This is a genomic window from Zunongwangia sp. L-65 (assembly GCF_056859415.1).
This window is the reverse complement of the sequence record NZ_JBSXOK010000083.1, coordinates 87,741-109,975: the sequence shown is the minus strand read 5'-3', so window position 1 is coordinate 109,975 and position 22,235 is coordinate 87,741. Positions and strand designations below refer to the sequence as shown.

The following is a 22,235-nucleotide window of genomic DNA, read 5'->3' as shown; positions in this document are numbered from 1 at the left end:
TATGAGCAATTATTTAGAAACTACAAAGGATGTTTATAAAGATGCAGCGCTTACACCAGATGTTGGGCTTTGTTGCACTACAAATCCTATTTGGGAGTTACCGGGCTTAAAAATACCGAAGATCATGCAAGAAATGAATTACGGTTGCGGCAGCACGGTTCATGCTCGTGATCTTTCCAATAATCCGCGTATTCTATATGTTGGTGTTGGGGGAGGTATGGAATTATTACAATTCGCTTATTTTTCAAGACAGCCTTACGGAGTTATAGGCGTGGATGCCGTTGATGAAATGTTGGAAGCTTCCAGAAAAAATTTCAAAATTGCTAAAGAACAAAACGAATGGTTTAACCCAGATTTTGTGGATTTAAAAAAGGGAGATGCGCTTCATCTCCCGGTAGAAGATAATTCGGTTGATGTAGCCGCACAAAACTGCTTATTCAATATTTTTAAAGCGGAAGACCTTAAAAGAGCAATAGAAGAAATGTACCGTGTTTTGAAGCCAAATGGTAAACTTGTTATGAGTGATCCTACTTGCGAGCAGCAAATGAATGAAGAGCTACGAAATGATGAACGATTAAGAGCCTTATGTCTTAGCGGAAGTTTACCAATTAAAGACTACGTAAAAGCACTAACCGATGTTGGTTTTGGCACTATAGAGATTAGAGCCAGAAAGCCATACCGGATTCTGGATCCTAAACATTACCCAACTAAGGAATTGATTTATATCGAATCTATAGAAGTAGCGGCTATCAAAGACCCTATGCCAGAAGATGGTCCTTGCATTTTTACAGGAAAAGCAGCAATCTATTACGGAGAGAGCGACCATTTTGATGACAAAAAAGGGCATATTCTTTTAAAGAATCAGCCTTTAGCGGTTTGTGACAAAACAGCAAAAGCTTTAAAAGATTTGGAACGAGATGATATTTTTATCAGCGAATCTACTTTTCATTACGATGGTGGAGGTTGTTGCTAAACACAAAATTTAAACTGAAAATTGCGCAGCATGAAAAATTACATTCTACTTAAGCGAATATTGATTATGGCCATTTTCCCTATTGGTTTAAGCAGCTGCGCCTTATTTTCAGCGGCAGGATTTTCCAGTAAAGGATTACCACACACCAATGTAAAAGGCGAATTAATTTCAACAATTTCTAACACTTCAACGAATATTGATCATTCTACCTGGCATAATTTACTACAAAAATATGTAGATGAAAAAGGAATGGTAAATTACAAAGGCTTCAAAAATGATCGAAAGGCATTTGATAAATACATAAAAATGCTTTCAGAAAACCGTCCAGATCATACCTGGTCTGTCCAGGAGCAACTATCGTATTATATCAACGCATACAACGCCAATACGGTAAAACTTGTTTTGGACAATTATCCCCTTAAATCTGTACAGAGTATCGATGGTGCTACCACCAAAGAATTTGTAAGTATGGGAACCAAACAAATTTCACTGGGCGCCTTAGAAAATAGTATTCTAAGAAGAATGAACGAGCCCCGGGTTAATTTTGCCATCTGCAAAGCAGCCATATCCAGCCCAAGACTGTTAAATGAAGCTTATACCGCTGATGCTATTAATGAACAACTGGAATATGCTACCCGGTCTTTTATCAATTCGCCTAAAAATATTATCAAACCAGAATCGGCTCAGCTTTCCAGACTTTTCGATTGGTACAGTGGTGATTTTACCGGTGGTAGTATCACCATTGGTGAATATATTAATCGCTACAGCGAGGTGAAAATGAAAAACTGGAATAACATTTCATTTAAAGAATATAACTGGAATTTGAACGAAAAGCAGTAAAATCTACTCTAACTTTTCGGAGTACTTGCTGTAATTCGACTTTAGGATTTTTTCTGCCATTTTATTTTGTGGGGTAAACTGGTCGTTTTGCTTTCCTCCTGCACGTTCATGATCGTGATGCCATTTCCAAAGAAAACCACCGGCAAACCATTTTTCCGGCCAAAACTCATCATAAATCACCTGTAATGCCTTTGCCTGTAATTCTTCGTTTAAATATTCTGGAAGCTCATCTCCTCTTCTTCTAGAGGAAGCCAGCCACGGCTCTTTTGTTGCAAAATCCACATTTCTGTACCCATATTCTGTAAACAGCACCTGCTTTTTAGTTGCTGAAGATAAATTTTGCAGCATTTTTTTATGTGATTCCCACCCCTTACTTAACTCAGCCTCTGTAGGATTTTCTTCTTCACTCACCGGAAAATAAGCATCGACACCAATAAAATCGAGTTGATCCCAAAACTGAAATTGGTCAACTTTATCCCAGTTTTCAGCATACGTGATCTTTCCTGAATATACATTGCGTACTTCAGCGATCATCTTTTGCCAAAATTCAGGTCTTTTTTCAGTAAAATTATAAAGCTCGGTTCCAATACAAAAAAGTGAAATTTGTCTTTGTTCGGCCAGTTCGGCATACAATAAGATATATTCCAGGTAGCTATTTTCAAAAGTTTGCCAATCTTTATCTGAGGTCATATTAAGATCGCCGGTAAATTCACCATGCCAAATCCATATTTGAGGTTTAATCATCACCTTTAGTCCATTTCTCTGAAGTAACTGAATACTTTGTTGTACACCACCTACCCGTTCTCCCCACCACTGCCGCTTATTATTAAAATGCAACTCTGGACTTTTTAAATCTTCAAGAAAAGCAAAAGGCATCAAGGCTATAGTATTTGCATTTACATTTTTTAGCGGAAGAATATGCTCGATTTTTAGTGAATCCCGCGAGGCTACTAAACTTAATCCGTTATACTTTAGCTTCGGAAAATCTGGCTGGTAGCTACAAAAGATAAAAAGCAAGGAAACAATAGCCAACCAAAGTTTAGATTTCATTCAATTCTTTTTAATATTCGAGTTATAATATAAAGTATATCAGTACTAATATCAATATTCGACAAAAATCTGGTTCGTTTTTAAATCGGGTTTCTACAATTTTAAGTTAAGATACTTCTTTATTTGCGACTAATTTTAAATATTACCCCGAAATTAGGGCTTGATTAATGAACACCATATTGGTTTTGAACCAAATTAAATTTCATTAAAATTATCAAGTAATATCTAAAGCATGGAGCATATTGTTATTTTAGGTAACGGAATTTCCGGAATTACCGCGGCTCGCCACATTCGAAAGCGATCTGATAAAAAAATCACCGTAATTTCTGCAGAAAGTGATTACTTTTTCTCGCGTACCGCACTGATGTATGTATACATGGGTCACATGCAATGGAATCATTTAAAACCATATGAAGATTGGTTTTGGAAGAAAAACCGAATCGATCTAAAAACCGGTTGGGTACAGCAAATCAATTTTGCTCAAAAAACACTTCATTTTAAAAATGGTGAAACGCTTGATTATGATAAACTGGTTTTAGCAACCGGATCTATACCGAACAAATTTGGTTGGGAAGGTGAAAATCTAGAAGGTGTACAAGGATTAGTTTCTAAACAAGATCTAGAGTTACTGGAAAAGAATACTAAAAATTGCAAAAAAGCCGTTGTTGTAGGTGGCGGACTTATAGGTGTTGAGCTTGCTGAAATGCTTCGCACTCGTAATATTGCAGTTACGATGTTGGTTCGTGAAAAAGCTTTCTGGCATTCGGTATTACCTTTTGAAAATGCTAAGATGATTGCTGAACATATCAAATCTCATGGTATTGATTTACGAACAGAAACCGAACTCGATAAAATCATTCCTGATGAAAACGGAAGAGTAAAAGCCATCATGACTAAAAGCGGTGAACAAATCGATTGCCAGCTTGTAGGTTTATGCGCCGGTGTTCGACCAAATATCGATTTTTTAAAAGATTCTGGTTTAGGAATCAACAAAGGAATTTTAGTAAACTCTTATTTAGAAACTAATATCCCCAATGTTTACGCTATTGGTGATTGTGCCGAGCAGCAGGAAGCGATTGGCCAGCGAAAACCAGTTGAAGCGGTTTGGTATACTGGCAGAATGATGGGTGAAACTCTGGCACTCACACTTACCGGAGAGAAATCGAAGTACCATCCGGGGAATTGGTTTAATTCGGCTAAATTTTTTGATATCGAATATCAAACCTACGGTTGGGTATGGCCAAAACCTAAAGAAAACGAGCAGCATTTTCACTGGCAGCATAAAGATGGCACTAAAGCGATTACTATAAGTTTCGATAGATATACGAATCAGTTTTTAGGGATAAATACCTTCGGAATTCGAATGCGACATGAAGTTTTAGACCGTTGGCTTACTGAAAAACGAAAGATCAATTACGTTCTCGCCAATCTAAAACAAGCTAATTTTGATCCTGAATTTTATAATCGGCATGAGGCAACAATTTTCAAAAGTTTTAAATCAGGTTTAATGAAGGAAGAATAAGACTACGCGGCAAACCAAACCTCACAGGTTTCGTAAACCTGTGAGGTTTAAAAAACATCGATAAAAATGAAATATGAGCCATTACAAAACAATAAGTTCTACCATATTTACAATAGAGGCAATAATGGTGAAAACATTTTTATTGAAGATAGAAATTACGCATTTTTCCTTTCATTGATTCAAAAATATATTTTACCAATCGCAGAAGTTCATGCATACTGCTTATTAAAAAATCATTTTCATCTATTAATTAAAACTCTAAACTTTGAAAATAAGATTCTTTATAAAAGCTTTTCAAATTTATTTAATGCCTATGCTAAAGCTATAAATAAAGCCTACGATAGAAATGGAAGTCTTTTTCAAGACAGATTTTCTAGAATTCAAATAAAAAATGACGAACACCTAAAACAACTAATTTTATATATTCATCTAAATCCATCACATCATGGGTTCACTACAAACTTTGAAAATTATAAGTACTCTTCGTTTAATACAGTGATGTCTAAAGCAAAGACTCTTTTGAAAAGAGATGATGTTTTAGAACTTTTTGATGATAAATCCAATTTCAGATATATGCATTACAAACGACAGCAGGAAATCTTTGAGAAAAAGAGCGAATTATATTTAGAATAAAAACTAAAGGTCTCACGGGTTTTAAAAACCTGTGAAGCCTAAATAATATAAAATGAGCAACATCGAACATAATATGTCTATCACCGGGGATGCTCCAAAAAGCATTTCCACGATTCAAAAAATAGCAAGCGCCATTGGCCTTACCGGTTTATTGATCTTGGTTCTTGCGATCGCAAATTTTAATTTCCCGAATAAAAGCTTATTTCTAAGTTTATCTTTAGGAATGATCACCTTGGGAACGATGATTTTCTCTGTAGATGCCTATTGGGGAAAACATGCCGGGATCAAAAACGACGGCGTTTGGTTTAAATCGTTAAGCGGAAAAGGCTTTTGGGCCTGGATACTCGGCATTGGTCTCACCTTATTTTATGTAGTGTTATATTGGTTTCCGCAGTATTTGGGATTAAACAGCGAAAGTGCGAATACCGGAATCATCGCATTATTTGATCCGCTAAGTAAATTTATAAATGGTGGCCCGGCAAGCCAGTGGTTTGTGTACGGAACTTTATATACCGTTGCGATCTGGATATTCGGATTTAAATTTATACTGAAATATCGACATAATCGCTATGAGATCATTCGAACCTGCTCGGTGATGTTTTTTCAATTGGGATTTGCATTCTTAATTCCTGAAATTCTCGCCCGACTCAACAAACCTTATTTTGCTCCCACAACGATCTGGCCACTCAACTACGATCTTTTTGCCGGCTATCGATTAGATTCATTTTTATCTGCCGGAAATTTAGGGGTTGCGATGCTAATTTTTGGGATTGTTTCGATCTTCGTCATTACTCCTATTCTCACCTATAAATACGGGAAACGTTGGTATTGCAGCTGGGTTTGTGGCTGTGGCGGTCTCGCTGAAACCGCAGGAGATCCCTTCAGGCAACTCTCTGATAAATCACAAAAAGCCTGGAAAGTTGAACGTTGGGTAATTCATAGTGTATTGGTTTTTGTAACCGTAATGACAATCGCCGTTATCTACTCCTATCTTGGTGAAAATGCTGATCGATTTTGGCTAACTAAAGATATTTTTCTTTGGGGAAGTGCCGGTTTCCTTACGTTATTTTTCGCACTGATCATGATCTTCAAACGCCACCAGTTACAAAAGGATGCGAAATACGGAGCGATTGGATATTTAGTGGTGATATTAGCGATTATTGGCATCAATTATTTTAGTGGAAACTGGAATATATTCTTCTTCCCGGCCTATAAACTCCGCGAATGGTACGGCTTTTTAATTGGCGCGGCATTTTCTGGAGTCATAGGTGTTGGTTTTTACCCGATTTTTGGTAGCCGGGTATGGTGTCGTTACGGTTGCCCGATGGCCGCCATTCTTGGGATGCAACAAAAATTGTTTTCAAAATTTAGAATTACAACCAATGGCGGACAATGCATTAGCTGCGGAAATTGCTCTACCTATTGCGAAATGGGAATCGATGTTAGAGCCTACGCACAAAAAGGACAAAACATTGTTCGATCAAGCTGTGTGGGCTGCGGAATCTGTTCAGCGGTTTGCCCCCGTGGCGTTTTAAAATTAGAAAACGGAAAAACGCAAGGCCGAATTAACGAAGATGAGGTATTGTTAGGTAACGATGTAGATCTATTGGATCTTCTGAATCAGAAAAGTAACTAATGGAAATTATCGATCTTAGTCAGGAAATTTACGATAGCATGCCGGTTTACAAAGTCTTGCCGCAGGTAAGTATGAAAATGCATGCATCACACGAAGAATGGGAAGGCATCGAAAATCCTGAAAACCCAACCCCCAGCGTTTATTCGCTTAAGATGAGTGAACACACCGGTACGCATGTAGATGCATTAAACCATATGCGTAAAGAGGATAAAGGAAAATCAATCGATACCATGCCATTATCTACTTTTTATACTGAAGGGATTTGCCTGGACTTTTCAGCAAAAGGATTAAAAGAGATCATTACTTCCGAAGAAATAAAAAAGCAGCTTAAACTATCCTATCTCGACCTAAAGAAAGGCGATACTTTGTTGCTTTGTACCAATCATTATCAAAAACATTTTAATACTGAAAATTGGCCAAATGGCCCGGGAATTTCAGCAGAAGCTGCTCGCTGGCTTGGTGAACAAAAGATCGCTGCTTTTGGTGTAGAAACCATGTCGCCCGGCATACCCGGAATTTCCAACAAAGAGGTTCATCATATTTGCGGTGAGTTATCTTTTACGCATTACGAAAATATGATCAATCTGGATAAACTGGTTGGACGTGGGCGTTTCAGATTTATCGCCCTACCTTTGAAGATTCGCGGTGGCACAGGTTCTCCTGTTAGAGCCGTTGCGATTTTTGAATAGACGACAGCCTAGACCTCACAGGTTTCTAAAACCTGTGAGGTCTAAAGTAAAATCTGGAAATACTGTTTATACCCAAAAGACTTGAAGAAAAATTCAATCATAAAAGTTATTATCCCTGCATATAACGAAGCAGATTCGATTGCGAAAGTGATTGCTGAAATCCCCAATATCGTCGATGAAGTTATTGTGGTAAGCAATAATTCGACCGATGATACCGAGAAAAATGCTCAGACTGCCGGGGCGACCGTTCTTCAGGAAAAACGCAAAGGTTATGGTTATGCCTGCTTAAAAGGTATGGATTATATCGCTAATCAAAATTCAACTCCAGATATCATTGTTTTTCTGGATGGCGACTATAGCGATTATCCTTCAGAACTAACCAAAATTATTGCACCTATTCAGCAGAAAAATATCGACATGGTAATTGGAGCTAGAGTAAAAAAATGGAGAGAAGCCGGCTCAATGACTTTTCCTCAGATTTTTGGAAATTGGCTTGCTACTACTTTAATGCATTTATTTTTTGGAGCAAAATTTACTGATCTTGGTCCTTTTAGAGCAATAAAATACGAGAAACTGCTAAAGTTAAATATGCAGGACAAAACCTATGGCTGGACGATAGAAATGCAACTTAAAGCCTTAAAGCAGGATTTTACGTATGTAGAAGTACCGGTGCATTACAAAAACAGGATTGGCGTTTCTAAAGTTTCCGGAACGCTAAAAGGCGCTATCTTTGCAGGCGTAAAGATTTTAGGTTGGATATTCAAATATAGCTTTAAATAGATTGGATTTAGCGATTATCATAATATACACATTAGCCTTGTTGGTGATTTTCTTTTATAGTATTTCAGAATTGCAATTACTACTGAACTACTTAAAAGCAAAGAAAAGTATTGATAATGCTGAAAAATTCGATCTAAATAATCCTGCTGAAATCCCCAAAGTAACTATCCAGTTGCCACTTTACAACGAAATGTATGTGGTAGAACGATTACTACGGAATATCGCAAAAATCGATTATCCAAAGGACAAACTGGAAATTCAGGTATTAGATGATTCTACCGACGAATCGGTTATAAAAACCACTGAAATTATTGCCGAAATTAGACAACGTGGAATTGATATTCAGCATATTCAACGTGAAAATCGCAGCGGATTTAAAGCTGGTGCTCTAAAAGAGGGTTTGAAAATTGCCAAAGGAGAGTTTATTGCCATTTTCGATTCCGATTTTATGCCGAATCCAGATTGGCTTAAAAAAACGGTTCCTTATTTTAAAGATCCTGAAATAGGCGTAGTGCAAACTCGCTGGGCGCATCTAAATCGTGATTATTCGCTGCTTACAAAAATCCAGGCTTTTGCTTTAGATTTTCATTTCATATTAGAACAAACCGGCAGAAATTTTGGTCGGCACTTCATTAATTTTAATGGAACGGCCGGGATCTGGCGTAAAGAATGTATTCTGGATGCCGGTAACTGGAGTGGTGACACCCTTACTGAAGACCTTGATCTAAGTTATCGTGCACAGCTTAAAAAATGGAAATTCAAATACCTGGAAGATGTTGAAACTCCGGCTGAACTTCCGGTAGTAATCAGCGCTGCACGCTCCCAACAATTTCGTTGGAATAAAGGTGCTGCTGAAAATTTTAGGAAAAACTATCGGAAATTGGTTAAAGATCCTAGTGTTTCTTTCGGAACCAAATTTCATGGCTTTTTCCATTTACTGAATTCTAGTATGTTTTTAATTGTGCTATTACTGGGGATTTTAAGCGTTCCTGTTTTATACATAAAAAACAATAACCCAATGTTTAGCTGGTATTTTAATGTACTGGCTGGATTTGGGATTAGCACCATTATTTTCTTTTGCTGCTATTTTGTTCCGTATGCCAAAATCCATGGTAAAAGTGTAAAATCATTCTTCAATTTTATGGGGATGTTCATCACTTTTTTCGCCGTAGCAATGGGGTTTTCGGTGCATAATTCTTTAGCGGTTTTAGAAGGGCATTTTGGTAAAAGATCAGAATTTATACGCACGCCAAAATTCAACGTCAACACACTTAAAGATTCCTGGAAGGGCAATAAATACTTATCGAATAAATTTTCTGCGAACATCCTTATCGAGGCCTTACTCTTTTTCTATTTTGCCTTTGCGATTTATAGTGCGTTTAAACTAAACGATTTTGGATTAGTCCTTTTCCATCTAATGCTTTTCGGTGGCTTTGGTTTTGTAGCTTTTAAGAGTATTTTTTCGAAGACTTAGTGTTCAGTAGGCAATAGCAGTGAGCTGGATTTTGGGGACCCAACTATTATTTCTTTTGTAATCACATTTTTTAATTTGTTTTTATTCAAAAATTAGAAGAGATTCCATATGAACTAAGGGAGTTTTCATAACGAGATCATTCCGTAATAAACCTCTCTTTTCAAATGGAAGACGAGGCGATGTTGAGAGGATGGACCTTCTTGGTTCTTGTTTCCGTTCCATAATGTAGTAGCGAAATGGTCTCATTCTTAAAACATATTTTTAACTACATTCGTATTTCGTAATTCTAACTTCTAATAGGTTTGCTCCAATCCCTGAAATTTCATAAAATTCCATTGCTTTTATTTTTTACAGCAGCTGCTTTTTACTGGAGTTTTGCTTACGATCTTAATCGCTCAGATTTCCCAAAATTAATCACCCTTTACACCGGATTGTTTTTTCTGAGTTTTAAAGTTATTCAGCTTTTAAAAACACGGTTTTGGTTATTGGCGGGTGCGGCGCTAATTTTCAGGTTAATTTTCATCGTGGCGCTACCCAATCTTTCGCAAGACTTTTACCGGTTTATTTGGGACGGACGATTGCTGGCCAACGGCATTAATCCCTATTTATCAACACCTGATTTATTAATGAAATCTGCTCATTTTGGTAGTATTTCTCAAGCGCAGGAACTGGTAAACGGGATGGGTAATTTAAGTGCTTCCAACTACACTAATTATCCACCACTAAACCAGTTGATTTTTGCAGTTGCCGGATGGATATCAGGAAATAGTATTCTTTTTTCAGTACTTATTTTTCGGTTTTTTATTGTTTTGTCTGAAGTTGGTATCCTTGTCTTCGGAAGAAAACTTTTAAAACAACTCGAGATACCCGAATATTATATCTTCTGGTTTTTACTGAATCCTTTTGTAATTATTGAATGTACCGGCAACCTACATTTTGAAAGTGTCATGGGCTTTTTTATCCTCCTGAGTTTTTACTTTTTATGGAAACAAAAATGGATCATTTCAGCCATAGTTTTGGGCTTATCGGTTTCCGTAAAATTGCTTCCGCTTATGTTCTTACCCCTTTTTCTAAAGCTTTTCAGTAACAATAAAAAAACTTCAGAAAGTAGCGAAAATCGAAGTTTCGTAGCTCAAATATCAGCTAATCTCAACGACCTAAAAACTATAAAATGGACTAATCTACTTAGTTATTATACTATTGTGATGCTTATAGTGATCCTAAGCTTTCTTCCATTTTACAATTCGGCTTTCCTGGCTAACTTTTCAAAAAGTATTGGGCTTTGGTTTCAAAAATTTGAGTTCAATGCGAGTATTTATTACGCCATTCGATGGATTGGTTTCCAAATAAAAGGCTACAACATTATCGCAGATACCGGTAGGATTCTTCCTGTAGCCACTTTTATCATTATCCTTACCATCAGTCTTTTTAGAAAAATAAGAAGCTTAAAATCGCTAATTTCAGGATGTGTTTTTGCGCTGTGCTTTTACTTTTTACTGTCTACCACTGTGCACCCCTGGTATATTTTGACCCCGTTATTGCTTTCGATATTTACAACATATCGATTCCCAATCGTCTGGTCTTTTGTAGCGATGCTAAGTTATTATGCCTACGGAAATGGGGATTTTCAGGAGAACTTATGGCTAATCACATTAGAATATGTTGTAGTTATTGGCTTTGCGATTACTGAAGTTTTCTTTCCGAAGAAATTAAGCTTTAGCCTTTTTTGCTGATTTATGGATAATAAAAAGATTACGGATATATACGATACCTCCAAAAAAATGGGCCGATAACAGCACTGGATCTGTCCTGAAACAGGCATACGTAAAAATAATGACAGAACCCGTTAAACTCATTATCCAGAAACCCCAGGGCAAGCTACTCTCATCATGCTGTTCTGAATACCACCACTGATAAACAAATCTCCCTGTATAAATAATTTGTCCTACCGTCCCCAAAATCACTAACCAAATGGCTATATTCTCTCCTGTAAATAATTTACTCCAATCCAATTCACTGAAAAACAAGAGATAACCTGCAATAACTATTGGAGATAAAATAACTGCGATTTTAAAGAAAATATTAGAAGGTTTCCATTGGTCTTGAAGTTGCAAATTCCTAAAATAGATATAGTAAATAAGCGCCTGACCAATCATAATCGATAAATCTTTACGCAAATAACCGTAGACAAAGAAAAGTATAGCACCTAGTAAACTAAGTTGCCAGAAAAGTGTTGGTGTTTGAACTTTATTTTTTTTCTCTGAAAGTAACCATTGATTGACGAGACGGGCAGAAAAGCATAACTGCGCTAAAAAACCAATTCCATAAATTACCCACATGTTCATACACCAAAGGTTAAAACAAAAAGCTGTCCAAAATAAGCCAAATTAGGCTAAAGGACAGCTTTACTATATTGTAAATCTTTGTTAATACTTTTTGCTTAAAAAGTTAAACAAACTACATATCTAACAAATAGGCGAATATTAGTGGTGCTACAATTGTTGCGTCGCTCTCAATTATATGCTTTGGTGTGTTAATATCTAATTTACCCCAGGTAATTTTCTCGTTAGGTACGGCACCAGAATAGGAACCATAACTTGTGGTAGAGTCTGAGATCTGGCAGAAATAACTCCAAAATGGCGTATCTGTTCTTTCCAGATCCTGATATAACATTGGAACCACACAAATTGGAAAATCTCCTGCGATTCCTCCTCCAATTTGAAAGAAACCAATTCCGTTTTTAGAATTTTCGGTATACCAGTCGGCTAAAAAGGTCATATACTCGATACCGGATTTCATGGTACTGGCTTTTAACTCACCTTTAATTACGTAAGATGCAAAAATGTTCCCCAGTGTACTATCTTCCCAACCCGGCACTACCATAGGCAAATTTTTCTCTGCCGCAGCATACATCCAGGAATCTTTAAGATCGATCTCATAATATTCTTCCAGAACCCCACTTAATAATAATTTATACAAAAACTCATGAGGGAGGTAACGTTCTCCTTTATCGTCTGCCTCTTTCCAGATTTTAAAAATATGTTCCTGAATTCTTCTAAACGCTTCTTCCTCCGGAATACAGGTATCGGTAACACGGTTTAAGCCGCCTTCCAAAAGTTCCCATTCTTCTTTTGGCGTAAGATCGCGATAATTAGGTACGCGCTTGTAATGAGAGTGCGCCACAAGATTCATCACATCTTCTTCCAGGTTAGCACCGGTACAGGAAACAATCTGTACTTTATCCTGCCTAATCATTTCGGCAAAGATTTTACCAAGCTCAGCCGTACTCATGGCTCCTGCAAGAGAAACCAACATTTTACTACCGCCTTCTAATTGCTTTTCGTAATCTTTCGCCGCGTCAACAAGAGCTGCCGCATTAAAGTGTAAATAATATTTTTCTATGAATTGCGAAATCGCTCCTTTATTCATCGTCGTTTTCTTCGTTATAATTTTGATATTTGAACTTATAGCTTAACATTTTGTAGTACAGTTTTGCCGCAAGAAAATCTGAAGACTTCTCATTTTTATTTGGACAAAGCTCTACAATATCAAAGCCAACTACATTCTTTTTCTTAAACATTAATTTTAAAAATTCTAAGGTCTCATACCAGAACAAACCTCCCGGCTCTGGTGTACCTGTAGAAGGCAAGATAGAAGGATCAAAAGCATCCAAATCTATGGTGATAAATACATTTGGCGTCATTTGACCAATAGCATCATCCATCCAGTCTTCGTAAAGATCATGACCAAAATACACCTGGTTCTCGTCCATGTGTTCGGTCTCTGAGATATCCATAGATCGAATTCCTACCTGAATAAGGTTGGTTTTTTTACTTGCCTCATACATTGCACAGGCGTGATTGCATTTAGAACCTTCATATTCTGGTCTTAAATCGGCATGTGCATCTAATTGAACTACAGTAAGATCTTCAAAACTTTCATTAAAAGCCCTAATACTGCCAATAGAAATACTATGCTCCCCTCCAAAAAGCGTTACAAATTTTTCCTGAGCGATGTAATTTTTAGTGGTTTTATATACCGCCTCTACCATTTTCTCCGGTGAAGAATTTTCGGTAACGGCTGGTGCTAAATACACTCCTTTTTTATAAACTTCAGATCTGGTTTCTATATCATAGACTTCCATATTTTCTGAAGCTTCCAAAAATGCATCTGGACCTTTATCTGCGCCTTTTTGCCAGGTACTGGTACCATCATAAGGAACAGGAATTAATACCACCTTCGCCTCATCTATCCTGGCATATTTATCGGGTATACCGGCATAATTCTTTTTACTCATTTTAATCTAATTGGTTTAATAAGAAATAGTTGATTATTTTAAAGATATAAATTTTAGTTCTCATATTTAGTCATAGCCCAAAATATCTAACATATCTTCGGCTTTTTGCTGTTCACTAAATAATTTAGTGAAGATCTTACCATTTTCGTCTTTATCGATGAGCACATGTTTTGGCTGTGGAATTAAACAGTGCTGTAAGCCTCCAAAACCACCAATGGTTTGCTGGTAGGCTCCTGTATTAAAAAAGCCTATATACAGCGGCTTATCTTTTTTAAACTTAGGGAGATAAATCGCATTGGTATTTTGCTCGCTGTTATAATAATCATCACTATCACAGGTTAATCCCCCCAACAGTACGCGCTCGTACTCATCATTCCAGCGATTAATGGCCAGCATGACAAATTTTTTGCTAATTGCCCAGGTATCTGGTAATGTCGTAATGAAAGAGGAGTTGATCATATTCCATTTTTCACGATCGTTTTGCTGCTTTTGGTATAAGATTTCATAAATGGCACCACCACTTTCTCCTACGGTAAAACTTCCGAATTCGGTAAAAAGATTAGGCACTTCTACATCTGCCTCTTTGCAGGCCAGCTGAATTTGATTAATGATTTCTTCTACCATATACTGATAATCATAATCAAAAGCCAGTGAATTTTTTATAGGAAATCCTCCACCAATATTCAGGCTATCTAATGTAGGGCAAATTCTTTTAAGGTTAATATAAACCTTAAGACACTTATTAAGTTCGTTCCAGTAATAAGCAGTATCTCGAATCCCGGTATTGATAAAAAAGTGAAGCATTTTCAGATTCACCTTATCATTATCTTTTATTGATTGGTTGTAAAACGGTACAATATTTTTGTACCCAATCCCCAATCTAGAGGTATAGAATTCAAATTTCGGTTCTTCTTCAGAAGCAATTCTAATCCCAACTTCAAAATCGTCGTTTATGCGATCTTCTAGCAGGCTTAACTCTTCATAATTATCAATAATGGGAATACAATTTTTATGTCCATTATTAATTAACCGGCCTATATTGGCCACATATTGATCTCGCTTAAATCCATTACAAATAACATAAGCATCGTCTTTCAGTTTTCCGGAAGCCTTTAATTTCTCAACGATATTAATATCGAAAGCTGACGAAGTTTCAATATGAATATCATTTTTAAGCGCTTCGTTCATCACATATTGAAAGTGCGAACTCTTTGTACAATAACAGTAATTATAAGTTCCCTTATAATCAAGGTTTTTCATGGCGGCTTTAAACCAGCCTTTTGCACGATTGATATTGTCTGAAATTTTTGGTAGATAAGTGAATTTTAATGGTGCGCCGTATTGCTTGACAAGCTCCATTAAATCAATATCATGAAATTGAAGCTCACTACCCTCTAATTTAAATTCCTCCTGAGGAAAGTAGTAAGTCTGATCGATTAAATCCCTGTACTTGGTATTCAATTTTATAAAAGTAGATTGGTTAAAAATTAAAAATTAGTTATTAATATCACAGCCTGAAAATTCAGATTGATAAAATATTGTTAAGAAAACTTATAATATACAAAAATTGAGATTTAGAATTACCTCTAAACCTAATGACTGCCTGAGTTGACAGATACCTGAAGAAAAAAATGTTTTTCAATCTAAAAACACTAAAAAATAAATCTATTAATTAAAAACTTTTGTCGCCGGATGCTTTTTAAATAATAGTTGCTACCACCCGTCACGAAACAGGTGGTAAATGTAAATAAAAAATTAATGGAAAAATTAAAAAACCAACTACAAATTTCCAAGGTTAATTACCTCTTGTTTGGTAAGGGTCCTAAACCTTCCTCGTGGTAAATCTTTTTTAGTTAGCCCTCCATAAACCACCCGGTCCAGATTCAATATTTCGTAGCTTAAACTCTTAAATATCTTTTGTACAATATGAGGTTTTGTACTGGTAAGTTCCATTCCCACCTCAGTCTTAGGGCGATCTTTAACGTAACTTACATCCGTCACATTAATCTTTTTACTTTCAATATAAACGCCTTCCCTGATTTTCTCAAGATCATCTTGCGATAATGCATGATCCAATTTTATATGATAAATCTGCCGAATTCCGTTTTTAGGATTAGCGAGTTTCTTGGCTAAAGCACCATCATTGGTAAACACCAACAAACCGGTTGTTTGGGTATCTAATTTCCCAATAGGATCTAATTTAGATTTAGAAGCTTTCGCCATAATATCCATTACGGTTAATCCTCCTTTGTGTACACTTCCGGTTACAAAAACACCTTTAGATTTGTTAAGTACAAAATATTCCGGTTTATCTGGAGTAATACTTCGTCCGTCAAATTTCACCTCATCGGTTAATTGTACTTTATAGCCCATCTCGGTCACTACTTCGCCGTTTACCGAAACATTACCGGAAGCGATATATATATCGGCATCCCTACGTGAGCAAATACCTGCATTAGCAATATATTTATTTAAACGCATTCCATCTTCACGCTTTTCCAGAGCAGTATTTTTACGTTTTATGGGGGCGTTACCACGAGCATAAGATTTCTTACGACTGCTGCCGCCCTGTCTTCCACTAAATTTTTTCCCTGAAGAATTATCACTTCTGCTCATATCGCTAATTTTTTGCAAAGATACTGGTTCGTATCGATGTTAAAAAATGATTATCAAAAGATTTTGATTTATTTTAAAGTCAACTTACTAAAATCTAGGAATTTGCTTTTAGAACACTCTATTTAAAAGGGTATCAGGATCAATAAGTAAGATACTAAAAACCCCGGCTACAATAATAAATTTCAGGATATTGTGGAGTATCAGGTACTGCCACTTTGTTTTGCTGAAATAAAGAATCAACATAAATAATGTTAGTAAAAAAAAGCTGGCATAAAAATAATAATGCATATAGCCCACATTAAACTTTTGGGTAAGTAATAAGGTAGGAATGATAGAAATTAAGAATAAAATCCCTAAAAATAACTTACTCCATTTTTCTCCATAAACAACCGGAATGGTATGATAATTTAAAGCCAGATCTCCCCTTATGTTTTCAAGGTCTTTTACCAGCTCCCGCATGGCAATCATCAAAAATAAAAATGCAGCGTGAATAAAAATCACCGTTTCAGTATTCCCATAATATACAAACACCGCAAAAAATGGAATGATGGCAATAACGGAAGCAACTAGGTTTCCCACAAAAAGAATTTTCTTTAAACGATGCGAATAAAACCAAATGGAAAAAATATACAGGGAAAAAAAAACAACGGTTTTAAAAGACACATAGCTGGCAAAAAATACCGCAAACATATTTAGTATAAAATATACCGAAAGTTTTGTTCGCTGTCCTACGATCCTGTCCAACATTGTTTTTTTGGGGCGATTTATCAGATCCTTCTCGCTATCGTAAAAGTTATTGATAATATACCCTGAAGCAATTACGCTTGCCGTACTTAAAATCAGGAAAAAAAGATTATCATCAAAAAAAACCTCACGCAACGGAAGATTTGGTGCAAGTATAAAAGCTGAAGCCAGGTATTGGGCAATAACGATCATCAAAATATTATAACCGCGTACCACAGAAAAGAGGCTTAGCATCTTAAGCAAAAAACGCTTATTCATTAGCGAAGCCATAGGCTATAATTTTTCAGATAAAATTAGAAGGTATATACCACCTCCAGATTGTAATCTTTTAGGGACGTTCTGGCCTTCTCGATATCTTCTGTAAATCCTAAAATATATCCTCCGCCTCCAGAACCACAAAGCTTCAGATAATAATCGTTGGTTTCGATACCATGTTTCCAAAGCTTATGGAATTTAGCCGGGATCATAGGTTTAAAGTTATCTAAAACTACGTGAGAAAGACTTTTTACATTTTTAAAAAGCGACTTCACATCTCCTTTTAGAAAATCTTCTACACAGGCATCTGTATGCTTTACGAACTGATTTTTAAGCATTTTCCTAAACGGCTCCTGCTTCATGTTTTCCATAAATATAGAAACCATAGGTGCTGTTTCTCCCGTAGAACCACTATCTAATAAAAACACCGCTCCGGTACCGTTTTCGGTTTGCGAAGGGATTCCAGCCGGCTCAATATTATCTTTGGAATTAATTAAAATAGGGATGCTTAAATAGCTGTTTAAAGGATCTAAACCAGAAGACTCACCATGAAAAAAGCTTTCCATTTTTCCAAAAATCTTCTTCAGCTTTAACAATTTGTCCCTGGTTAGGTTTTCTAAAACCGTAATTTTATCGGTAGCATATTTATCATAAATAGCAGCGACTAGAGCACCACTACTCCCCACACCGTAACCTTGAGGAATACTGGAATCAAAGTACATTCCTTTTTCGATATCTGCTTCTAAAGTTACAATATCAAACTGTACCAGTTCAGGATGTTCTTTCTGAAGTGTGTTCAGGTAATTGGAAAAACGCCTTAAGTGCTCGTTAGATTCTTTTGCTTTTGCTGTAGGCTCTGCAGAAACTTTTAAAGCTCCGTTATAAAAATTGTAGGGGATTGATAATCCTTTGGAATCTTTTATAATTCCATATTCCCCAAACAATAAAATTTTCGAATAAAATAAAGGTCCTTTCATATACATTAGCCTTTTAGCATTCAGAAATTAAAAATTTGCATTATAGCCATTTACTAGATAATCGAGATTAAATACTTCAAGGCTTAGCTCGAAATAAAAAAGTAATTTTCTACACAACACCTCGTTGACTTAGCCTGAGGCACTTAAGTAAATTTACAACTTTTTTGATCCTTTTCCAATTTCGTCACAAATATAGTGTCCATTTTCACAATAGACAACTAACTCGTTCTTAACAAATTCCAAAATTTCTTCTTTAAACTGAGAAGGATATAACATATGCACGTTTGCACCAGCATCTAAAGTGAAACAAACCGGAATTTTGCTTTCCTCACGCTTCTCCCAGATTTTATTAATAATCGCCAGCGTATTGGGTTTCATCAATAAAAAATAGGGATCACTGCTCATCATCATAGCATGCAACGTAAGTGCTTCACGTTCCACTATTTTAATAAATTGCTTTACATCTCCTTTTTCAAAAACAGGAATCAAAGCACTTAAATGATCATGTGCCTGTTGAAACCTGGCCGCTGCAAAAGCATGCCCGTGCATTAGATCATGCCCCACAGTGCTGCTCACTTGTTTTTTACCCTTATCAACAAGCAATATGGTATCCTGATAATCTTTAAAAACATCGGCAATTTTAAATGGATACTGAACGCCATAAGTATCACTACTTAACGGAATTTCCTGATGTTGTCCCCAAACTACAAGATCACCTCTTACACTTCTGCAAGCGCTACCGCTACCCAGCCTTGCCAAAAACGATGCCTTTTTATAAAAGAAATCATCTTCTGTTTCAGGGAATAAGCTTTTTTCCAGACTCATCACACAAAGTGCTAACGCACTCATCCCACTGGCCGACGAAGCAATTCCGCTACTATGTGGAAATGAATTATCAGAAACCACCTCAAACTTAAACTCTTCTAAATAAGAACAATAAGGCAAAATTCGTTTAAAAAAAGAGGCTATTTTAGGTTTAAAACTCTCTTTCTTAACTCCTTCAAAGATAACATCAAACTCGATTCCTCTCGAAGTAGTAGAATTATCAGAAACTTTAACATAGTTTAATCTGGTGGTGGTTTTACAATTTTTAAGAGTAAAGCTTATAGAGGGATTAGCAGGAATTTGATTTTCCTTTTTCCCCCAATATTTCACCAAAGCTATATTACTTGGGGCTTCCCAGCAAACCGATCCACTCTCCACAGCATTTTTCAAAGGTGCTGAGACAAACTCCTTATCAGGCATTTTTCTTTAGATTTTTAGCAAATATATACTTTTAAATTTTTCCCGATAAAAGATGCAAAATTCATTTTTTTTATTATTTTTAAAGTCAAACCTAACTTAACTAATGAATTCTAAGCTGCTTCTACGCAGCGTAACAGCTACCGCTGTTTGTCTGGTTTTTGGCTTTTTGGGAATAATTGCTCTTCAAAACGGACTGGACTCCTGGTATGCTGCGCTGCAAAAACCATGGTTTACACCGCCAGAATCTTTATTTGGGCCGGTTTGGACAATCATGTATATACTAATTGGAATTTCGGCAGGTCTAGTTTGGAACAAAGGCTTTTATCATAAATGGGTTAAAACTGCTCTTTATCATTTTGGGTTTATTTTGCTGCTTAATGCCTTTTGGTTTTTATTTTTCTTTGGATTACATGAACCCATGATCGCATTAATTGCTATAAGCGCGGTTTTTATAGTATTGCTTATTACTATCAGGTGGTTTAAAGTTGTTAGTGTTCTCTCAGCATATCTTCTTATACCTTATGCCGTATGGGTCCTTTTCCTTATCGTTTTCACTTTTGAATTTTGGCGAATTAACTAATATCCCCGGCTATCGCTTTTGCCACCATATACCCACCAGTCCATGCATTTTGAAAATTAAATCCACCGGTAACAGCATCGATATTTAATACCTCTCCGGCCAAATAAAGGCTTTTATATTTTTTACTACGAAAGCTTTTAAAATCGATTTCTTTTAAATCTACACCGCCTGCGGTTACAAATTCATCTTTAAAAGTACTTTTCCCATTTACAGTAAACTCTCCTTTAGTAAGTTGAAAAGCCAACTTATCTAACTGCGTCTTTGATACATTTGCCCAAACCTCATCTCCTGAAATAGCTGCAGCCGTTACCAATTTTACCCAAAGTCGTTTTGGGAGCTCAAATTGTGCATATTTTGATACTTTTTGTTTTGCTGAGGACTTTTTTATACTCCGTAATCCTTCTAAAATCGTATCTGGATTAAAACCCGGCACCCAATTCACAAAAATCGAAAATTGATAATCACAGTCGTTTAACTCCCTTGCCCCCCAGGCCGAAAGCTTTAAAATTCCCGGACCGCTCATCCCCCAGTGAGTGATAAGAAGCGGGCCTTCACTTTCTAATCCAGAGTTTGGGATTTTCACTTCAGCAAACGTAGAGATACCAGCCAAATTTTTAATCCTTGTATCTTTGATATTAAAAGTAAACAACGAAGGGACTGCATTCACCATCTTATGCCCTAACTTTTTCAGAATATCCCACATTTTGGGGTTACTGCCCGTCGCAATCACCAGTTTATCGCATGTAAAATTAGTTTTTATACTTTCTATACACCAGTATTCGTTTTCTTTCCAAATATTTTTTACTGGCTGTCCGGTAAGTACTTCAATTCCCAAGCGCCGGGTTTCAGACAAAAAGCAATCAATAATGGTTTCAGAACTATCAGTAACCGGAAACATTCTTCCATCTTCCTCGGTCTTTAATTCTACACCTCGTTCTGCAAACCAGCCAATGGTATCGCCTGTCATAAAATGATGAAACGGTCCTAGCAGTTCTTTTTCTCCTCTTGGATAATTACGCGTTAAATCTTTCGGTATAAATTCGGCATGGGTCACGTTACAGCGCCCTCCTCCTGAAATTTTCACTTTAGATAACACGGTTTTGCCCCGCTCTAAAATGGCAATCTTTAATTCGGGATTAAAATTTGCCAGATTAATCGCGGTAAAAAAACCGGCTGCTCCACCTCCTACTACCAATACATCATAGTGCACCATACGCCTCTTTAAAACTAGTTTTAGTTATAATCGATCTGGAAAATCAGAGAAAATACCATCCACATCAAGACTTTTTAGTTTCTTAATCTTCTCTGGTTTATTTACGGTCCAAACATAAACTTTAATATCGTTTCGATGACAATCTGCGATAAAATCTCTGGTCACCATTTTGTAATAAGGATGTATAGAAAAAGCTTTTAAATGCCTTGCCTGTAAAAATGCCATACTAAGATCATTTTCGGTTAAGACGGCAACCGGAATTTCGGGATTCAAACTACGTAAACTCATTAATTCGTTAAAACTAAAACTGGAGATAAGAATTTTTGATTCCGGAAATTTTTGCAGGCATTTTAAAACCGGCTCGGCCGTCCCCTCTCCTTTTAGTTCGATATTTAAAATCACTTTATCCTGAATCAGTTCCAACACCTCGGATAAGGTTGGGATCTGATATCCCTCTCTGGTCCTAAACGATTTAATTTGCGCCAGGCTTTTATCGCTTACCACTCCATTTCCTGAAGTCGTATTACCAAGTTCCTCATCATGAATTACGACCAGTTCCCCGGTTTTGCAAAGATGCACATCAATCTCGATCATATCGACTTTAAGCAGCATCGCCTTTTTAATACTTTCGAGTGTGTTTTCTGCTACGTGGCCTTTTGCGCCACGATGTCCGATTTTTAAAGTTGCCATTTGTTTAGTCTGTTGTTAGTT

The 22,235-nt window shown here is 36.5% G+C and carries 21 protein-coding genes; 10 read left to right on the top strand and 11 right to left on the bottom strand.

The genetic code is table 11. The features are described from left to right. The first annotated feature begins 1 nt into the window (after position 1). Both arsM and AC13DP_RS21260 read left to right on the top strand, forming a co-directional pair. Positions 2 to 973: an arsenosugar biosynthesis arsenite methyltransferase ArsM gene (gene arsM, locus AC13DP_RS21265; protein ID WP_483068425.1), complete on the top strand. Its 972-nt coding sequence runs from the start codon at positions 2 to 4 to the stop codon at positions 971 to 973. A gap of 30 nt (positions 974 to 1,003) precedes the next feature. Beyond that, the gene (locus tag AC13DP_RS21260; RefSeq protein WP_041579216.1) at positions 1,004 to 1,813 is read left to right on the top strand and encodes a DUF547 domain-containing protein; all 810 of its coding nucleotides are present in this window, start codon (positions 1,004 to 1,006) and stop codon (positions 1,811 to 1,813) included. Between the two features lie 3 nt (positions 1,814 to 1,816). Here the strand turns inward: AC13DP_RS21260 and AC13DP_RS21255 are convergent, their stop codons facing one another. Next, a complete protein-coding gene (locus AC13DP_RS21255; RefSeq protein WP_483068424.1) occupies positions 1,817 to 2,863 on the bottom strand; it encodes a glycoside hydrolase family 113 in 1,047 nt (348 codons plus the stop codon). Between the two features lie 232 nt (positions 2,864 to 3,095). Between AC13DP_RS21255 and AC13DP_RS21250 the strand changes: the two genes are divergently transcribed. The 7 genes from AC13DP_RS21250 (at position 3,096) to AC13DP_RS21220 (ending at position 11,330) form a co-directional block, all read left to right on the top strand. Continuing rightward, on the top strand, positions 3,096 to 4,385 hold the full coding sequence (locus tag AC13DP_RS21250) for an NAD(P)/FAD-dependent oxidoreductase (RefSeq protein ID WP_483068423.1): 1,290 nt from the start codon (positions 3,096 to 3,098) through the stop codon (positions 4,383 to 4,385). A gap of 66 nt (positions 4,386 to 4,451) precedes the next feature. Then, on the top strand, positions 4,452 to 5,018 hold the full coding sequence (locus AC13DP_RS21245) for a transposase (protein ID WP_483068422.1): 567 nt from the start codon (positions 4,452 to 4,454) through the stop codon (positions 5,016 to 5,018). A gap of 52 nt (positions 5,019 to 5,070) precedes the next feature. Next, a complete protein-coding gene (locus AC13DP_RS21240; protein ID WP_483068421.1) occupies positions 5,071 to 6,654 on the top strand; it encodes a 4Fe-4S binding protein in 1,584 nt (527 codons plus the stop codon). After that, positions 6,654 to 7,343, top strand: a complete 690-nt coding sequence (locus AC13DP_RS21235; RefSeq protein ID WP_483068420.1) for a cyclase family protein — start codon at positions 6,654 to 6,656, stop codon at positions 7,341 to 7,343. Before AC13DP_RS21240 ends, AC13DP_RS21235 begins: the two co-directional genes overlap by 1 nt. Positions 7,344 to 7,424: 81 nt before the next feature. Then, complete coding sequence (locus AC13DP_RS21230; protein ID WP_013073580.1) at positions 7,425 to 8,123, top strand: glycosyltransferase family 2 protein; 699 nt, start codon at positions 7,425 to 7,427, stop codon at positions 8,121 to 8,123. A gap of 1 nt (position 8,124) precedes the next feature. Beyond that, positions 8,125 to 9,597: a cellulose synthase family protein gene (locus tag AC13DP_RS21225; RefSeq protein WP_483068419.1), complete on the top strand. Its 1,473-nt coding sequence runs from the start codon at positions 8,125 to 8,127 to the stop codon at positions 9,595 to 9,597. 335 nt (positions 9,598 to 9,932) lie between these two features. Next, on the top strand, positions 9,933 to 11,330 hold the full coding sequence (locus AC13DP_RS21220) for an MptA/MptB family glycosyltransferase (RefSeq protein ID WP_483068418.1): 1,398 nt from the start codon (positions 9,933 to 9,935) through the stop codon (positions 11,328 to 11,330). Here AC13DP_RS21220 and AC13DP_RS21215 read toward each other — a convergent pair. The 8 genes from AC13DP_RS21215 to AC13DP_RS21180 form a co-directional block, all read right to left on the bottom strand. Further along, positions 11,307 to 11,942 carry a lipid-A-disaccharide synthase N-terminal domain-containing protein gene (locus tag AC13DP_RS21215; protein WP_483068417.1) on the bottom strand — a complete coding sequence of 212 codons (636 nt, stop codon included), beginning with the start codon at positions 11,940 to 11,942 and terminating at the stop codon, positions 11,307 to 11,309. The two genes, AC13DP_RS21220 and AC13DP_RS21215, sit on opposite strands and share 24 nt — an antisense overlap. 112 nt (positions 11,943 to 12,054) lie before the next feature. Further along, complete coding sequence (locus AC13DP_RS21210) at positions 12,055 to 13,026, bottom strand: deoxyhypusine synthase family protein (RefSeq protein ID WP_013073585.1); 972 nt, start codon at positions 13,024 to 13,026, stop codon at positions 12,055 to 12,057. Beyond that, positions 13,019 to 13,894, bottom strand: a complete 876-nt coding sequence (gene speB / locus AC13DP_RS21205; protein ID WP_013073586.1) for an agmatinase — start codon at positions 13,892 to 13,894, stop codon at positions 13,019 to 13,021. Before speB ends, AC13DP_RS21210 begins: the two co-directional genes overlap by 8 nt. Before the next feature lie 66 nt (positions 13,895 to 13,960). Further along, the gene (locus AC13DP_RS21200; protein ID WP_013073587.1) at positions 13,961 to 15,355 is read right to left on the bottom strand and encodes an arginine decarboxylase; all 1,395 of its coding nucleotides are present in this window, start codon (positions 15,353 to 15,355) and stop codon (positions 13,961 to 13,963) included. A gap of 318 nt (positions 15,356 to 15,673) precedes the next feature. Further along, a complete protein-coding gene (locus AC13DP_RS21195) occupies positions 15,674 to 16,510 on the bottom strand; it encodes a pseudouridine synthase (RefSeq protein ID WP_041579220.1) in 837 nt (278 codons plus the stop codon). A 108-nt stretch (positions 16,511 to 16,618) separates the two neighbouring features. Next, positions 16,619 to 17,524, bottom strand: coding sequence for a geranylgeranylglycerol-phosphate geranylgeranyltransferase (locus AC13DP_RS21190; RefSeq protein ID WP_228249401.1), 906 nt, complete (start codon positions 17,522 to 17,524; stop codon positions 16,619 to 16,621). A 23-nt stretch (positions 17,525 to 17,547) separates the two neighbouring features. Continuing rightward, positions 17,548 to 18,486: a mevalonate kinase family protein gene (locus AC13DP_RS21185; RefSeq protein ID WP_228249400.1), complete on the bottom strand. Its 939-nt coding sequence runs from the start codon at positions 18,484 to 18,486 to the stop codon at positions 17,548 to 17,550. Between the two features lie 153 nt (positions 18,487 to 18,639). Beyond that, positions 18,640 to 19,731, bottom strand: a complete 1,092-nt coding sequence (locus tag AC13DP_RS21180; RefSeq protein ID WP_228249399.1) for a diphosphomevalonate decarboxylase — start codon at positions 19,729 to 19,731, stop codon at positions 18,640 to 18,642. Positions 19,732 to 19,834: 103 nt separating this feature from the next. Here AC13DP_RS21180 and AC13DP_RS21175 point away from each other — a divergent pair, with 103 nt between their 5' ends. Further along, positions 19,835 to 20,311, top strand: coding sequence for a TspO/MBR family protein (locus AC13DP_RS21175; protein ID WP_013073592.1), 477 nt, complete (start codon positions 19,835 to 19,837; stop codon positions 20,309 to 20,311). Here AC13DP_RS21175 and AC13DP_RS21170 read toward each other — a convergent pair. Further along, positions 20,304 to 21,524 (bottom strand): BaiN/RdsA family NAD(P)/FAD-dependent oxidoreductase, encoded by a 1,221-nt coding sequence (locus AC13DP_RS21170; RefSeq protein WP_483068415.1) that lies wholly within the window; start codon positions 21,522 to 21,524, stop codon positions 20,304 to 20,306. The genes AC13DP_RS21175 and AC13DP_RS21170 overlap by 8 nt on opposite strands. 24 nt (positions 21,525 to 21,548) lie before the next feature. Beyond that, positions 21,549 to 22,214: a glycerophosphodiester phosphodiesterase gene (locus tag AC13DP_RS21165; RefSeq protein ID WP_013073594.1), complete on the bottom strand. Its 666-nt coding sequence runs from the start codon at positions 22,212 to 22,214 to the stop codon at positions 21,549 to 21,551. Between the last annotated feature and the right edge of the window lie 21 nt (positions 22,215 to 22,235).

Coding starts and splice junctions, on each gene's coding strand:
- AC13DP_RS21185 (WP_228249400.1), bottom strand. CDS start 18,486: ATGAAAGGACCTTTATTTTATTCGAAAATTTTATTGTTTGGGGAATAT.
- AC13DP_RS21250 (WP_483068423.1), top strand. CDS start 3,096: ATGGAGCATATTGTTATTTTAGGTAACGGAATTTCCGGAATTACCGCG.
- AC13DP_RS21190 (WP_228249401.1), bottom strand. CDS start 17,524: ATGGCTTCGCTAATGAATAAGCGTTTTTTGCTTAAGATGCTAAGCCTC.
- AC13DP_RS21170 (WP_483068415.1), bottom strand. CDS start 21,524: ATGGTGCACTATGATGTATTGGTAGTAGGAGGTGGAGCAGCCGGTTTT.
- AC13DP_RS21260 (WP_041579216.1), top strand. CDS start 1,004: ATGAAAAATTACATTCTACTTAAGCGAATATTGATTATGGCCATTTTC.
- arsM (WP_483068425.1), top strand. CDS start 2: ATGAGCAATTATTTAGAAACTACAAAGGATGTTTATAAAGATGCAGCG.
- AC13DP_RS21195 (WP_041579220.1), bottom strand. CDS start 16,510: ATGAGCAGAAGTGATAATTCTTCAGGGAAAAAATTTAGTGGAAGACAG.
- speB (WP_013073586.1), bottom strand. CDS start 13,894: ATGAGTAAAAAGAATTATGCCGGTATACCCGATAAATATGCCAGGATA.
- AC13DP_RS21215 (WP_483068417.1), bottom strand. CDS start 11,942: ATGAACATGTGGGTAATTTATGGAATTGGTTTTTTAGCGCAGTTATGC.
- AC13DP_RS21255 (WP_483068424.1), bottom strand. CDS start 2,863: ATGAAATCTAAACTTTGGTTGGCTATTGTTTCCTTGCTTTTTATCTTT.
- AC13DP_RS21180 (WP_228249399.1), bottom strand. CDS start 19,731: ATGCCTGATAAGGAGTTTGTCTCAGCACCTTTGAAAAATGCTGTGGAG.
- AC13DP_RS21165 (WP_013073594.1), bottom strand. CDS start 22,214: ATGGCAACTTTAAAAATCGGACATCGTGGCGCAAAAGGCCACGTAGCA.
- AC13DP_RS21235 (WP_483068420.1), top strand. CDS start 6,654: ATGGAAATTATCGATCTTAGTCAGGAAATTTACGATAGCATGCCGGTT.
- AC13DP_RS21210 (WP_013073585.1), bottom strand. CDS start 13,026: ATGAATAAAGGAGCGATTTCGCAATTCATAGAAAAATATTATTTACAC.
- AC13DP_RS21240 (WP_483068421.1), top strand. CDS start 5,071: ATGAGCAACATCGAACATAATATGTCTATCACCGGGGATGCTCCAAAA.
- AC13DP_RS21175 (WP_013073592.1), top strand. CDS start 19,835: ATGAATTCTAAGCTGCTTCTACGCAGCGTAACAGCTACCGCTGTTTGT.
- AC13DP_RS21245 (WP_483068422.1), top strand. CDS start 4,452: ATGAAATATGAGCCATTACAAAACAATAAGTTCTACCATATTTACAAT.